We start from the raw sequence: 14,449 nt of genomic DNA on the forward strand, positions 1-14,449 counted from the left end.
AAAAATGCTCAATCCCTTATTCACTGAAAAAGCTTCTTCAACTTTTAAAAAGAATGCTTACAGTTTGTTAAGAATCTATTTATCCCGCATTAGCGGGCAGTAAGACGCCCACTTCAAGACTGAATAAGGATAAGTGAGAAATCCGCTGCCCGTAAATGCCCGATTGGTTCAACTAACAATCAGTGGGATGGGGGAAACCCCCACTGATTGTAGTTTCACTTTATCTATAAAATTGAATCATTATTTCTTTGGTGGTGAATGTATGCTGACGATTTTCGGCGGAATCGGACTGTTTTTGCTCGGCATGTCCATGCTAACGAACGGTCTGAAAGAAATCGCAGGAGAGGCATTAAAGCGCTGGTTAAATAAGTTCACAAGAGGAACCTTTAGCTCTATGCTATCAGGCATTCTTATGACTGTTTTAGTGCAATCTTCTACAGCAACGACGCTTCTAACAATTGGCTTTGTTAGTGCCGGCTTGCTAACCTTTGTCCAATCCATCGGTGTGATTATCGGTGCGAATATTGGTAGTACATCTACAGGTTGGATTATATCATTAATTGGCTTTAAAATTAGCCTACAAGCAATGGCATTACCGATTATTGGTTTCGGGGTATTTATGTCATTTATTGCACCGCGCGATATTAAAAAATTTGGTGGTGTACTAGCCGGGTTCGGTTTACTGTTTTTGGGAATTGATATGCTACAGCAAGGGATGGGGGATGCACAAAATTTAATTGCCTTCGATAAAATCCCAGCAAATTCGTTTTTCTCTGTCTTATTATTAATTATTATCGGGATTGTTATGACGATTATTATGCAAGCCTCTAGTGCGGCGATGGCGGCGACTTTAGCGGCATTATTTACCGGTGCCATTGATTTTGAGCAAGCCGCATATTTAGTAATCGGGCAGAATATCGGAACAACGGCGACTGCTTTATTTGCAGCAATTGGGGCATCGGTATCAGCGAAGCGTACAGCAATGACCCATTTACTATTCAATGTAGTAACGGCACTTCTCGTTACAATCTCATTCCCGTATTTCTTACAATTGGTAAAATGGCTAACAGAAGCGATTGCGGGTAGCTTTGATGAAACGATGGCACTAGCTATTTTTCACACTTTGTTTAGCGTCCTTGGGGCAATTATCTTCATGCCATTTATTAAGCAATTTGCAAAGCTTCTAAAGAAAATCGTTCCTGAACGCGAAAATGTGCTTACACGCAATTTAGATACGAAGCTATTAGAAGTGCCTTCAGTTGCGCTCGATGTTTCCTTTAAAACAATACGTGATATTATGGCAGTATTAACGACTGCTCAAAGTGCCTTAATGGCAACGAAAAAAATTACAGCAGACTATGAACGGAAAATTGATGAGGTAGAGGAAGCAATTAAAATTACACATGACTATCTGAATGCTATACAGTCGACTTCGCAAAGGGAGCGCAACAAGCATATTGCCATTTTACACACGCAGGACCATTTAGTAAGATTAGTAAAAGTATTGCGAGAACAGCAGCAATTAGAGGCACTTGTATTACAGCCGCAATTAATGACAGAGTGGCAAGAAATATTAGCCTCCGTACAGCAAAGCTTAGGGAGTGAAGAGCCTCTGAGTGCAATGGCTAAAACATTAGAAGAGCATTCACAGATGATGGCACAAGCGCGTCGCAATAAGCGCAATGAATACTTCGAGCGTTCCGTTGCGAACGAAACAGAGCTGGGCGTTGCTGTTTCTAAAGTAGGGGCATTACTTTGGATTGACCGTCTTGTCTATCATTATTGGCGTGCAACTGCCCGCATGGCTGAATTCCAGCAAATTGACGAGGAGAAGCGCCTCAAAGCCTCAGCAGAGAAATCGAATATTGCTTAATAGGAGTCGTCTGAAAAGCGTGCAAAGCACTGTTTTTCAGACGATTTTTGCTGAGAAGCCGCTCCTATAGTTGATAAAATCACTAATAGAACTGGACAAGTCGCAAATAAATCAAAATTTTGCATGTTCAAAATGGTACAAGGCAATCCATTATAAGGGCTAGGGAATAATATATAGAGAAGGCGGAATCTTCAAATTCACTGTTTAAGGAAAATTTGATTTTCACTTTTGAGCATTTATTAAAGCTACTAATGCAAGGCGTTGAATTTCATCAGCATGTTCTAAAATGCTAGCGCTAATTTTGGAAATAGCTTTAATTGCTTCACCAATATCGGAGAAATTGTGGCGTATAGATGTAACCTGATGCGCTAATTCATTAAATACAAACCTTGCTAGTCTTTCATTTGCACGATTTGTTTCCTCATGGATAGATGCAATAACCGTTTTAATTTCTTGCTGCATATCATTTAAACTAACAGCTAGCGTTAATCGGTTTACCAATTGTCTTCTAAATGTGAAAAAATAATAAACGCACTAATTGTTGTTATAACAATTAAAAAAATGCTCACTATAATAATATGTGTTTATACATCCTTAGTGCTCTGTTGAACTCGTTGCAATTCAAGGGTGTGGTTGAATAATTTTTCATCAAATACTTGAGGATTAATATAATTTTAAAAATTTATTCACAGACGAATTTAATTATGAACGATTACTAATTTAGCTCCATATGTAAAAAACCTGTTAATATGATAATAAAGATTGACTTAAAAGGGAGAAATGTAAGTGAATATACGAATCGAATGGGAATATAAGGCGAAAAATGGTGCGCAAACGGTTTTCACTTCTGAGCAATTACCAGCAGCACAAGTATTAATGATTGTGGAAGATTTAATGCTGACAGGTCGAGCAAAAAATATTGTACTGACAGATGCATATGACAGCACGTGGACAGTAAAGGAGCTAAAGAAGTATGTGAAGGAAATTGCTTCTGAGCCCCAAAATATTACGATTTATTTTGATGGTGGCTTTCATAAGAGCGCAAGACAGGCCGGCTTAGGTTATGTTGTCTACTTTGAACAAAATGAAAAGCAATATCGAATTCGTAAAAACGCTTTTGTAGATGGTTTATTATCCAATAATGAAGCGGAGTATGCGGCGTTGCATTTGAGCATTCGTGAGCTAGAGGAGCTAGGTGTGCATCATAGCACGGTTTATTTTAAAGGTGATTCGCAAGTGGTAATCCAGCAAATGGCTGGTGATTGGCCTGTTTATGAGAAGGAATTGGCTGAATGGGCGAGTAAAATTGATGCTAGGCTAGCAAAATTAAATATTACACCTATTTATGAGCATGTATCGAGGAAGCAAAATGAGGAGGCAGACCGACTAGCAACACAGGCATTAAATGGAATTGAAATAGATGGTAAAAAAGAGCTGAGTTAAATTTCTTAATACACCATGAAACAATACGCCTAGGGAAAAATGGGAGGCGCTTTTGCCATACTAAAAATAATCGACATAGCAGAGAATACATGCTTGTTTGTAGTAAATACAGCAAAAATCATGGCATATTATTGAGCACAAATAGAGGAGAAAAAAATGATTCATTTCCAAAACGAACAGCTAACTATTTATATGAGCCAGCTGTTTAAAACAACTTCCACAGTAATAGAAACAGAGGATTGTATAGTGCTTGTAGACCCAAATTGGCTTCCGCAGGAAATCGAAACAATTCAAGCACATATTGCTAAAATACAAGGCGACCGCCCTTTATATATCCTGTTTACGCATTCGGATTGGGACCATATTATAGGCTATGGCGCGTTTCCAGAGGCAATCGTTATCGCAAGCGAAACTTTTCAAAAACGTTCTGATAAGGAGCAAATTATAGAGCAAATCCGTACATTTGATGATGGTTATTATATAGACCGTGCATATTCAGTAAGTTACCCAAAGGTCGATATCGTCATTCGACATGATGCACAAACACTAATAATAGGAAAAACAAAACTGACTTTTTATTTGGCAAACGGACATACCAATGACGGATTATTTATTGTTGTTGAGCCTCAAGGTATTTGGATTGCAGGCGATTATTTATCAGACGTGGAATTTCCATATATTTATGATAATAGCTATGCGTATGAGGAAACACTCAAAAAAGTTGATGTCATATTGCAGCAGCATGAAATCCGTTTTCTGATTCCGGGACATGGAAATATGACGACAGAGATGGAAGAAATCAAGAAACGTCAACGCGATGCTACGACTTATATTAAGGAATTGCGTAGATGTATTGCACAGGGGGAAGATAGTGCCCATTTAATTGCCAATTATGCCTATCCACGCAATATGCGCGAATTCCATAAAGGGAATATTCGATTAATGGAAGAGGAAAAATAAGCTTGCACGAAAGGGCGTGTCTGAAAAGCCATTTTGAGACACGCCCTTTGCGACGAGTAACCGCAGGAGCAAATGTTTTACTGCGACGAGTAATCGCAGGAGCAAATGTTTTTAGCAAATATTTAGCCACAGAAGCTAAGGCGGTCCAAAAAAGGCGGACTACCTCATTCTCACAATTTTTTTGAATTTGGATTTTCTAAAGAATAAATTGCTTGCTTCGCACCAAAGCGTTCAACTTTTTCTTTTACAGTCATCCCTAAGCGCTCTAATAGTTTACAAGAAGCAATATTAGCAGTTTGTGTTTCAGCGACAACATATGGTAACTGTAACTCTTTAAAAGCAAACTGTAAGACTACCTGCAAAATTTCTGTTGCATAGCCGTCTCCCCACCAAGTAGGGGATAGTTGATAAGATAGCTCAATAGATTGTCCATCATGATATAAATCAAGTGATACAAGTCCAATAAATTGCTGTGAGCCTAGCTCTCTAGCAACCAAGTGGTATCCTGCATCGGGCGTTGTTAGAAGTATCTCTACATTTTCTTTAACAATAGAAGGCACTACAACGCCACCTAAATATTTTCTTACCTCATGCTGTTGGTATAAATGTTGAATATCTGCTAAATCTTCCTTAGTTAATTTTTTTATTATACATCTTGCTGTTTGAAACATTATTTTCCCCCTTAGTTTAACCAAAGCTGCATTTATATTTTAGATTGAATAGATATTAAAAGTGTTTAAAATCCATAGCGAGCGGATTGTAGTTTCACTTTATTCTCCCATATACACCACCGCCACCGGCTGCGAATTGAATTTGTCCGGTGCGAGCGAGTATTATTTTCTCTGCTAACGGCTCAGGTACAATTGTTGTAAGCTGCTCAAGCGTTGTTCGATGCAAAATATCCATTTCTGTACCGAAAGCCACCAATAGCTTGTCCAACGTTTTTTTACCTAGACCAGGAATAAATTCTAAAGGTACTTGATGGACATAAGGAGGGCGCTCGACCTTATTAGTAGCAGGGCTAGAAAGCTGCTTGATACGTGTTGCAACACCACGAACAATCTGCTTACTTTGACAAAATGGGCAAATATCTGCATCGTCTGCAACCATTTTGCCACATGTTGCGCAAACCGTTTCATGATACTTTCCTAATAAAGGGTGCAGACCGTAATTTGCTGCAATATACCGACCATTCTCGCGATGTAGGGCTTGACGTAATTCCTCAAAATTAACAGCCTCCATATGTATCTTTTGATACTCTCGCGCTATTTTTCCAAGAGAATGTGCATCGGAATTTGTCACAAAAGTATACGAGGCTAATTCTTCAATACCAGATACCATATCAGTATCTGAACTTAAGCCAAGCTCAATGGCATCAATTATGGCAGGGTCAAAAACTTCCGTTAAGCTCTTTTTGACCCCTTTGCCATACAAGCTTTTAAAGGGGGTGAAAACATGCGCGGGAATAAATAAACCATTTAATTCGGCAACCTTTCGCTGCAAAATTTGTGCATCACAATAAATGCGCTGTGAGCTGAGATGAATATTTTTCATCTGCTCACTTAGCCATGTTGAAAAAGCCTGCATGGATTGTAATGTAGGCAAATAAGCAAGTACATGAATAGGTCCTTGGCAATTGCTATCGTATATTTCCAACTCTGAGCCCATAATAAGCGTTGTTTTTTCGTATAATAGGCCACCTTGCTGTAATTCGGTCATTTCTCCTCTAAGTACATATTGCTCAAGCTCCTGCAATACCTCTGGACTATGACAATCAATAATTCCAATCATATCAAGCCCTTTATGGACACTAGACGTATGTAGTATATTTGAAAGGGTTAATGTGCGACTACCTGTAATTTTAACAGCGCGCCCACTGTTTGTGCGACCAATATGAATATGTAAATCTGCATAATAATCGTTCAATTGAAGTGCCTCCTTCTACGAATTGCTATTATTATTTCCATACATGTTATTACTTATTCTAATATAGCATAATTAACGTAGCATTCTCCGTAACTGGCGTACTTCCTTTGTGAGCTCATCAATTTGCTCATGCAATTTTGTAAACTCCGCTGATGAAAAATCTTCCCCTTTTTGCTGTTCTATCGCCTTTAATTCAAGCCCCTCTGCAATGGCAGATAAAGCATAGCCTAATACTGTTATGACTGTGCCGAGATATGCAAGTCGGTCAATTGAAATATCCGTATTATCTGTAGATTGCCCGGATTTTTTCTCTTTGCTACTCATCCCCATCACCCTTTCTACACTAGCCTATGAATAGTAAGAAGAAAAAGTGAATACATACATAAAAGGAAAGAAATTTTTGCTGAGCAAGCAATAGTAGAAATGGAGGAAATAGCATGACAAAATTATTAACAGCGATGCAAGAGCATTTAGAGGCAGCGAAATACCATCTTCACTGTATGGAAGTGGAGCAGCATAAGCAAAATAGAAAGCGTTTTTTGTACGAGCTACAAGCTTTTCAATCTTCAATAACAGCTATGCTAAGCACTGCAAAAGATTATAATAAAAGCATTTATAAAAAGCAGGCGATGAAATTGCAGCATAAAGCATTTTTTCAAGCGATAAAAAAGAAGCACATTATCGAGCGACCAATTATTGAGAAAATTGAAATTGTAAATAACAATGAAATGCAAACGATTTACGCTCTTAAAAGAAATAATAAATTTGATTGTCGAAAAGGATTTTACCATAAAGAAAGACCAGATGATTCAATTATTAAGCTAGGCAGCTCCTATGTACAGGAAGTTCAGCAGCTTGCACAGAAGCTAAGTGCTAAATGATTTTGTATAAATAGTTCAATAATAGGTTGAAAATTAAAATTTCAACTATTTTTTCTCAAAATTGTACATGCTATACTATCTAAAAGGAGATGAGTGGCATGAAAAAAATGATGCAAAGCATATTGACGATTTTGCTTTTAACAGCAATGATTACACCATCTGCACATGCGGCGGAAGCACGAGAAATTAAAGCTGAAATTGTTACAACAGATAGTATAGCAATGCGCAACGCTCCTGCAAAGACAGGAAAGACATTGGCGATTATATCTAAAAATACAAAGCTAAACGCGACCGCTCGTAGTGGTGACTGGTACAAAGTATCCTACCAAAAGCAGATAGGGTGGGTGCATATTGATTATGTGACAAAATATGTGGCACCTAAGGCAAGCACGAAAAAAACACCAGCTCCAAAAGGCAGGGGTGCATATATAGACCCAAAAGCACCAACATCCTTTAAAAACTGCACAGAGCTTCGTGTTTATTATCCGAAAGGTGTAGCAAAAGGGCATCCTGCATATGCCTCTAAGCATGACCGTGATAAAGATGGTTGGGCTTGTGAAAGATAATAAAATGAGGGCTGCTCAGAAAATGGGCAGCCCTATTTACTCTGTCTATAAGCACGCCATGTTGTTTTCAATGATGCATAGCTTCCGATTGCAGCGTAACCATAAAACCAGCCCATAAAGATGCCCGCAATTAAATGATGCTTGTGGCTTATAAAAATAGAAATCAGTAAACCAATGACTAATGCAACTGTCGGAACCCAAAAAGCCTTTATATGAAAGAGCTTTTTACAAAGCTGTGTCACAAGCATTGTTGCGGGGACAGCAATGACCGCATCCCAAAAGTTTGTATGTATTATAGGAAAAGGCTCCATTTCGTTCACCTCATCTGAATTGTTTTACTATCTAGTATGCATTGATATGTAATTTCTATACGAGGCAACTTATATGCTAGTGAAAGCGTCCGTAGCATTAAAACATATAGGGGGATAAAATGGTTGGGGTCACGTATTATGCATTTAATTATTGCACAGCAAATTGCTGAACGTTTAGCTATTAAGGATAAGACAAGCTTTTTAGCAGGAGGTATCGCACCAGATGCAGCAACGGCCAAAGAGCGCGCTCATTTTTTCGTAGGAAGCGAGCAAGACTATACGAGAAGTATTGATTATGCGGGTTTTTTAGAAAAATATAATGAGCAGAAAGAAAATCCATACATAATGGGCTACTTCACACATTTAATTGCAGATGATTTATGGTTGAAAGGCTTTTATTTACCATGGCTTCGAAACCGAATTGCAAATGATTCTAGTGTGCTGGCGTTATACCATCAAGATTTTCGATTATTGAATAGTAAATTGCTTGATTACTATCAATTGACTTACACATTGCAATCTGCATTTAACAATAAAGCAACAATCACTCACTTACAGGAAGTAACGGAACAAGAAGTGGTACAATTTTTTCCTTATGTGCTAGAAGATATGGTCTATAACGAGGATATGTTACAACAAAAATTGCAGATATTCACATTGCAACAAATTATCGGCTATATCGAAACATCGATTGATAAAGGACTACAGCATTGTTTAACTTACGTTTAATTTTTTTAGCAATTTTTTTGCGACGCGCAACCGTTTTTGTACCGAAAGCGTAGCAATAAATTTGAATTCAGCTTTTAATGGAATTTTAGAAGGGTGGGGAAAATCAAGCGCTAATAATTTTAGAAATTTACGGTTTATCGTTTGCGAAATTCTTTAGATATATTACGGCATGAACAAATAGTAAGATGCTTGAAATCTGCTTCGAATATTGCTGATATATGTAGAAAAGCGCTAAAAATTATTGTTTAAGCTTAATAAAAAAACCGGCAAAAAATTGCCGGTTAGGGAGAATAAACGACTTATTTCATCCCATTTTGATTACGGTTATTTGCATATTTACCTGATGCGTATTGCTTATTAGATTCTGCTTTTTGAATTTGTTTTTTAACCTCGTTTACATCAGTCTCAGTCCCAAATTCTTCGTTCATTGGATTAGGAACCTTTTGGTTAAAGTTTTGGTTGTTGTTATTTTTCGCCATGAATCTCACCTCCTCAAATTTTAGTCTGTTCAAAGGATTTTTAATTATGCATAAATTTTTTCTAATGAAAATAGAAGCAGTAAAGAAACGGTGGACGTTATGTACGCAAGAAACAATGGGGAAAGGAAATTACCTAAGCATTTATAAAATAACAGAGCAAGCTAAACTATTTTACAAATAATCAATTCACGTTAAAATAGGTAACAGGGTTATGAAAAAATATAACTAAAAAAACTCACAAAAAACTCACATTTTTCCTGAAAGTATACGAAAAACGGTGAAAGTGAATAGGTGGGAAATCAGTGGAAAGCCTTATATATCAAGGCTTTACGAATAAATACGAAAGAAGGTAAAAAGATGAACGCTTACGATGAATACATGAGACAAGTAACACAACCAATGCGACAAGAGTTAGTGGATGCGGGCTTTGCACAACTAACAACTGCGGATGAAGTAAATGAATTTATGGCTGAACAAAAAGGAACTGCGCTTGTTGTTATTAACTCTGTTTGTGGCTGTGCGGCAGGGTTGGCACGACCAGCAGCGCGTGAAGCAATTGAAGAGGTGAAACCTGACCATTTAGTTACTGTATTTGCTGGGCAGGATCCTGAGGCAACTGCGACAATGCGTGCGTTTTTTGATGAAGTACCACCAAGCTCACCGTCGATGGCAATTTTAAAGGACGGGCAGCTAGCTTATTTTATCCCACGTGAAAATATTGAAGGCTTCCCGATGGAGCAAGTGCGTGACCATTTGTCAGATGTATTAAAGCAAGTATGTGCGGAGTAACGGTTGTTACGACTGCTGGTCGACCTGATGCATTGTCAGAGAAGTTAGCGCAATTTGTATGTGAAGTATTGCAAATTAAATTTATTCCACGTCAAAAGCGCTCGGTAATGACGATTAGCCATGAGCTACAGGCTAATGTGATTGTAGCGGGTAAAAATCGTTATGAGTACTATGTGAAAGGTGCAAATGCGCCTTTCTTTTTTCATCCCAATTCCGCGGCATTTCGCTTAAAGCGAGTTGCGCGTGGGGAGATGGAACCGTTGCTTGAGGCCTGCCAGCTAACAAAGGGCGATTCCTTTTTAGATTGCACACTTGGCATGGGGGCGGATAGTATGCTTGCGGCGTTTGTAGTTGGTGAGCAAGGAGAGGTAGTTGGGCTTGAAGCCAATCGCAATATTGCTTTTATCGTGAAGCATGGGATGCAGACATATGATACGGCAAAATTGCCTCTGACCGCTTGTATGCGACAAATTAAAGTAGTACATGCAGAGGCGATTGAATTTTTGCGTCAGCAGCCAGCATGTTCATTTGACGTCGTCTATATGGACCCAATGTTTGAGGAAACGATTGAAGAAGCGAATAATTTTGCGGCATTACGTCAGGCAGGAAGCCATTTAGCATTAACATCTGAGTGGATGCAAGAGGCATTGCGCGTCGCAAAAAAACGCGTTGTGTTAAAGGCGCATTATCAGTCTCCTTATTTTGAACAGTATGGTTTTCAGCGTTTTGCAAGACAGACGGCAAAATTTCATTATGGCGTGGTTGAGAAGACATAGATTTGTTAAGCAATAATTTTGATTACATTTTTTGTTAACATAGTAACTTTTGGAAAATAGAGTGGAAAAGTCCAAACAATGCAGTTTTCATCATTGTTTGGACTTTTTATTATTCAACCCAGTCTGTCTATTTCTTTTAGCCTGATTCTTTTCTCTCTGACTCTTGTAATGCTGCTATCCCTTTTTTCTCGGCCTCAATTTCCTTCCTATAATTAGTTATATCAACTTCTGCTTTTTTACGATACTCGGCTACTTCAGCTTCTGTTTCACTGTCAACGCCATCATCAGAGGTAGCTGCGTCTTCGTTATTAGTAGGTTTAAAAATAGCTTCTAATTCGTTCATTAACTTTTCACGAATATTACGGTCTAAATTCATATAGCCACGCATAATTGCAATCTCTAGTTCTGTTAGATTGCTTTTTTTGGCTTGCTCATCTAAAGAAAAAGTTTCTATTGCAAGAAACATCTTTCCTTCGCCAGTACGCAACCAATTTTCATTGATATTAAATTCAGAACAAATTTGTGCAACATGTATATCTCGAATAGCCCTTTGCCCTTTTTCCATTAAGGCGAGCGTAGGCTGAGAAATATTTATCCGTGCACTAAATTCCCTTTGATTAAGAGCTAAATGCTCTCTTAAGAGTTTGATTCTCTCTTTCATTTTGGCACCTCCTTCATAAGTAAGTTTATTCTTTATTTGATTACATTGCAATATTACAAGTGAGATAGGTTGAAATTTTGATTATTTTATAATATATTTTGATTATAAAATAATAACAGGAGATGGTATATAATGAATATGATGCTAAATATTAAAGATAAACCTTCATGGGAGCGCATGGAACGTTTATTGAAAAACTTAACAGAAGAGCAGCAGCGTTCAATTGAAAATTATATAAGGGGCTATGAATCGGGTGTTCAAGCAGGTATTCGAATGGGGAAAGCTCTAGCTGAAGCGTCAACTAAATCAAATTAGCAAAAGAATATATGACAAACATAATAAGATATGGAGCATATTGCATCCCCTGTATTGCTTGAACATATAGCATTGAAATAACAAGCAGAACATGTAGTTACATGGAATATTATTTAACAAAAAATTTTATCCGGCAATATATCCAAAAAGCTATCGGAAAGGATCTGAAGGGTAGTGAAGAATGAGCAGCAAAAAAAGAAGCAAAAAACTTTGTACTTGCGACAAGATACAATCGAAAAAATCACACTTTTAGTAGAAGAAGAAAATTTTAATAGTGATGGGGAAGTGATTGACTTTTTAGTAGAGTCCTATTTTGAAAGCCGCTTTGGGGGGAAACCATTATTGGCAGAAATTGAAGGATTACTACAGCAACGTTTGCTTGAGACAGTCATAGATGATTTAAAGCATTTGCGTGCTACTGTCAACACTATTGATTGTAATACAAAAATGATGATGGAATTCTGGAATCATTATTTTCTTATGTCAGGTGCAAATACATTGGACTCAACTGAAAAAATAGTTAGCACACCCTTTGAGGAAGCAAAGCAACTTGTAAGAGAGCGTAACGCACATAATCGACAAAAGAAACTGGAAAAAGAAATGGAAGGAACTCCTACGAATAGCCAATTATCGAAATGTGATGAAAGCTATTTAAGCACTTAAATTCAAAACTTTCCTTAGTAGCCTTTTTGAAAGCAGGAAGGTGAGGAATTAACAACTAAATTTATAGAAAATACTGAATACAATCTGATATGACCTTCACTAACTTAAGTTCAAGAAACACTTCGTCCCCCAAATTGAATAGCATTTAGTGTAAAAAGAGTACTTCGCTCCACATAACGCATGTCGATTAGCTAAAAAAGTTTGCTATCTCTCGTGTCAATAGGTATATGTTATGTCATGTTTTAAACGGCTTGCTAGACGACTTTCTAGATAAGCCTTTTTTAGATTCTGAAGTATCTTGTAAAAGAAGTATTTTACAATTAGTATATCGCTACCAAAGTCGCTCAGACCTAAGAATACAACATTATCGTAATTGTAATATTGTAAATTCATATTTTTTTGTAATTTAATATAGAAGGCATAAAATCACAATTTTTTTATTCTCTCATGATATAGAAACGCGCCTATTTTTATTATTGCTTAAACTATATTAGCAAAAGTTAAGGTGCTTTATTATCATGTTTTAGTAAAGGACATCTATCTAGTATATGAACAGTGATTTTACTTTTACCATACACTATGTTACAATGTATTTATGCTATTTTAGGTAGCAAACATACTACTTTGAAAATCCTTATATATCAATTACTTGGGGCATGTTCTTTAAGAACTAGCCCCATTTTTTGTCCCAATTGACTTTAAACTTTGACTAAAAACAGCAACAGACTCTTCCTCCATTTCTTTCAGTACATGTCCGTATGTTGTATGAATCATTTGAGTAGTATTCCCTAATCTTTCAGCAATTACTTTCACTGGTAATTTTTTGTTTAATAGAATTGTTGCGTGAGTATGACGTAAACCGTGCAGAGTTATTTTTGGTAATTTAGTTCTTTTGATAATTCTTCGAATAGCTAGACTTGTGAGAGATTGAGCGATTGGCTTTGTAGTCTGAGGAGAAATAAAAACAAATGTATCTTCTTCTAACTTCTCTCCAAATTCTAAAAGTTTCTTTTTACACCACAATTTATATTTTTCTAATTGCTTTATTACATCAGCATCTACACGGATGGTACGAATACTGTTTTTAGTTTTTGTTTTGCCAACACCTAAATTGCCTCTTGAACGTTCGATGGTAACGGTATTGTTTTTAGAATCTATATTTTTCCATTGTAGACCACAAGCTTCACCGCAACGCATACCTGTATAAGAAACAAGTAGTATAAAATTGTAAATTGTAATGTTTTCATTTATTCTTACGTCCTCTAAGAAAACAGCTAATTGTTCAGGAGTGAAAAAGTTTTCGTTTTTAGAATCTTCCTTAGCAAAAGCGATTCGCTTTAATGGATTTTTGGATAGAATCCCTTCTTCCACAGCAGCATTAATCGCAATAGTAAAAAGTCTATGAAGTAATCTCACGGTTGTGAATGCATAAGTTTTTTCCAGTTCATCAATGTATTTTTTTTGATATATCCCTTTAGTTAGCTGTTGAATTTTGAAATTTCCCAGCAATGGTTTCATTTGTAGCCTGATTGCAATTTCACGTTGTTCACAAGTTCTTGGACTCCAACTTTTATGTTCCGATTCGTACCAAATATCTAACCAATCTGCTACCGTTAATTTATCATTTTCAATTCGTTTGGCCTCACCACGTAATAAGGCAGCTTGGACTTCAAACAAAGCTTTTATTGCTTCCTTTTCGGTCTCAAAACTGCTTTTCTTTTTTTCTTTGCGTTTTCCTGAGTTATCGTAGTATTTATGCCGATACATCCATAGTTTTTTATTTTTCTTTGTGAAATAATAGTATACTTCTGGATTTTTATTAGATTTGAAAATTTCCATTTTTACCATTCTTCCTTTCAAGCTTGGCGGCATGTAAGGAACAAAATAGTTTAATGAGGTTTGGCAACAATATGCTGCTACTTTGTATTATAGATAAAAGAGGGCGCATAAGAAATGGTTTTCTTATATTAAATAAGTTTTCCCTATACAGAGATAATAAACTTATTTTAAAATATGAGTCACTCAATACAAAAAAGGCCATTTAATGGAATAAGACTTCCCATAATAATGTAAATAT

At 36.8% G+C, this 14,449-nt stretch carries 18 protein-coding genes; 10 read left to right on the forward strand and 8 right to left on the reverse strand.

Annotation, left to right across the window (positions count from 1 at the left end):
- Positions 1-262: 262 nt before the first annotated feature.
- The gene (locus tag C9J36_RS06955) at positions 263-1,873 is read left to right on the forward strand and encodes a Na/Pi cotransporter family protein (RefSeq protein WP_066163485.1); all 1,611 of its coding nucleotides are present in this window, start codon (positions 263-265) and stop codon (positions 1,871-1,873) included.
- A 222-nt stretch (positions 1,874-2,095) separates the two neighbouring features.
- Here the strand turns inward: C9J36_RS06955 and C9J36_RS06960 are convergent, their stop codons facing one another.
- On the reverse strand, positions 2,096-2,374 hold the full coding sequence (locus C9J36_RS06960; protein ID WP_107942619.1) for a hypothetical protein: 279 nt from the start codon (positions 2,372-2,374) through the stop codon (positions 2,096-2,098).
- A 285-nt stretch (positions 2,375-2,659) separates the two neighbouring features.
- Here C9J36_RS06960 and C9J36_RS06965 point away from each other — a divergent pair, with 285 nt between their 5' ends.
- Positions 2,660-3,316 (forward strand): reverse transcriptase-like protein, encoded by a 657-nt coding sequence (locus C9J36_RS06965; protein WP_107942620.1) that lies wholly within the window; start codon positions 2,660-2,662, stop codon positions 3,314-3,316.
- A gap of 156 nt (positions 3,317-3,472) precedes the next feature.
- Positions 3,473-4,276: an MBL fold metallo-hydrolase gene (locus C9J36_RS06970; protein WP_107942621.1), complete on the forward strand. Its 804-nt coding sequence runs from the start codon at positions 3,473-3,475 to the stop codon at positions 4,274-4,276.
- Positions 4,277-4,446: 170 nt separating this feature from the next.
- Here the strand turns inward: C9J36_RS06970 and C9J36_RS06980 are convergent, their stop codons facing one another.
- From C9J36_RS06980 to C9J36_RS06990, 3 genes are all read right to left on the reverse strand, one after another.
- Positions 4,447-4,947 carry a GNAT family N-acetyltransferase gene (locus tag C9J36_RS06980; protein ID WP_107942623.1) on the reverse strand — a complete coding sequence of 167 codons (501 nt, stop codon included), beginning with the start codon at positions 4,945-4,947 and terminating at the stop codon, positions 4,447-4,449.
- Positions 4,948-5,041: 94 nt separating this feature from the next.
- The gene (locus C9J36_RS06985) at positions 5,042-6,202 is read right to left on the reverse strand and encodes an endonuclease Q family protein (RefSeq protein ID WP_107942624.1); all 1,161 of its coding nucleotides are present in this window, start codon (positions 6,200-6,202) and stop codon (positions 5,042-5,044) included.
- A gap of 72 nt (positions 6,203-6,274) precedes the next feature.
- Entirely contained in the window at positions 6,275-6,526 is a 252-nt protein-coding gene (locus tag C9J36_RS06990) for a hypothetical protein (RefSeq protein ID WP_066163473.1), read from the reverse strand.
- Positions 6,527-6,639: 113 nt separating this feature from the next.
- Here C9J36_RS06990 and C9J36_RS06995 point away from each other — a divergent pair, with 113 nt between their 5' ends.
- A complete protein-coding gene (locus tag C9J36_RS06995; RefSeq protein WP_107942625.1) occupies positions 6,640-7,083 on the forward strand; it encodes a hypothetical protein in 444 nt (147 codons plus the stop codon).
- A 98-nt stretch (positions 7,084-7,181) separates the two neighbouring features.
- A complete protein-coding gene (locus C9J36_RS17635) occupies positions 7,182-7,649 on the forward strand; it encodes an excalibur calcium-binding domain-containing protein (RefSeq protein WP_283234859.1) in 468 nt (155 codons plus the stop codon).
- Positions 7,650-7,681: 32 nt separating this feature from the next.
- Here C9J36_RS17635 and C9J36_RS07005 read toward each other — a convergent pair whose 3' ends face one another.
- Positions 7,682-7,960, reverse strand: a complete 279-nt coding sequence (locus C9J36_RS07005; RefSeq protein ID WP_107942627.1) for a hypothetical protein — start codon at positions 7,958-7,960, stop codon at positions 7,682-7,684.
- Between the two features lie 123 nt (positions 7,961-8,083).
- Here C9J36_RS07005 and C9J36_RS07010 point away from each other — a divergent pair, with 123 nt between their 5' ends.
- On the forward strand, positions 8,084-8,689 hold the full coding sequence (locus C9J36_RS07010) for a hydrolase (RefSeq protein WP_066163467.1): 606 nt from the start codon (positions 8,084-8,086) through the stop codon (positions 8,687-8,689).
- 299 nt (positions 8,690-8,988) lie between these two features.
- Here C9J36_RS07010 and C9J36_RS07015 read toward each other — a convergent pair whose 3' ends face one another.
- On the reverse strand, positions 8,989-9,168 hold the full coding sequence (locus C9J36_RS07015) for a gamma-type small acid-soluble spore protein (RefSeq protein ID WP_066163465.1): 180 nt from the start codon (positions 9,166-9,168) through the stop codon (positions 8,989-8,991).
- A gap of 357 nt (positions 9,169-9,525) precedes the next feature.
- Between C9J36_RS07015 and C9J36_RS07020 the strand changes: the two genes are divergently transcribed.
- Both C9J36_RS07020 and C9J36_RS07025 read left to right on the forward strand, forming a co-directional pair.
- Positions 9,526-9,957, forward strand: coding sequence for a BrxA/BrxB family bacilliredoxin (locus C9J36_RS07020; RefSeq protein WP_066163463.1), 432 nt, complete (start codon positions 9,526-9,528; stop codon positions 9,955-9,957).
- Entirely contained in the window at positions 9,945-10,733 is a 789-nt protein-coding gene (locus tag C9J36_RS07025) for a class I SAM-dependent methyltransferase (RefSeq protein ID WP_066163461.1), read from the forward strand. Before C9J36_RS07020 ends, C9J36_RS07025 begins: the two co-directional genes overlap by 13 nt.
- 136 nt (positions 10,734-10,869) lie before the next feature.
- On the opposite strand, the gene C9J36_RS07030 is transcribed toward C9J36_RS07025, so the two are convergent.
- Complete coding sequence (locus C9J36_RS07030; RefSeq protein WP_066163459.1) at positions 10,870-11,394, reverse strand: helix-turn-helix domain-containing protein; 525 nt, start codon at positions 11,392-11,394, stop codon at positions 10,870-10,872.
- A gap of 132 nt (positions 11,395-11,526) precedes the next feature.
- On the opposite strand from C9J36_RS07030, the gene C9J36_RS07035 reads away from it, so the two are divergent.
- Positions 11,527-11,709: a hypothetical protein gene (locus C9J36_RS07035; protein ID WP_066163458.1), complete on the forward strand. Its 183-nt coding sequence runs from the start codon at positions 11,527-11,529 to the stop codon at positions 11,707-11,709.
- A 174-nt stretch (positions 11,710-11,883) separates the two neighbouring features.
- Positions 11,884-12,372, forward strand: coding sequence for a hypothetical protein (locus C9J36_RS07040; protein ID WP_107942628.1), 489 nt, complete (start codon positions 11,884-11,886; stop codon positions 12,370-12,372).
- 663 nt (positions 12,373-13,035) lie between these two features.
- Here the strand turns inward: C9J36_RS07040 and C9J36_RS07045 are convergent.
- Entirely contained in the window at positions 13,036-14,211 is a 1,176-nt protein-coding gene (locus C9J36_RS07045; protein WP_430010627.1) for a site-specific integrase, read from the reverse strand.
- Positions 14,212-14,449 lie beyond the last annotated feature (238 nt).

The sequence above is a fragment of the Metasolibacillus fluoroglycofenilyticus genome (genome assembly GCF_003049645.1).
Classification (GTDB): domain Bacteria; phylum Bacillota; class Bacilli; order Bacillales_A; family Planococcaceae; genus Metasolibacillus; species Metasolibacillus fluoroglycofenilyticus.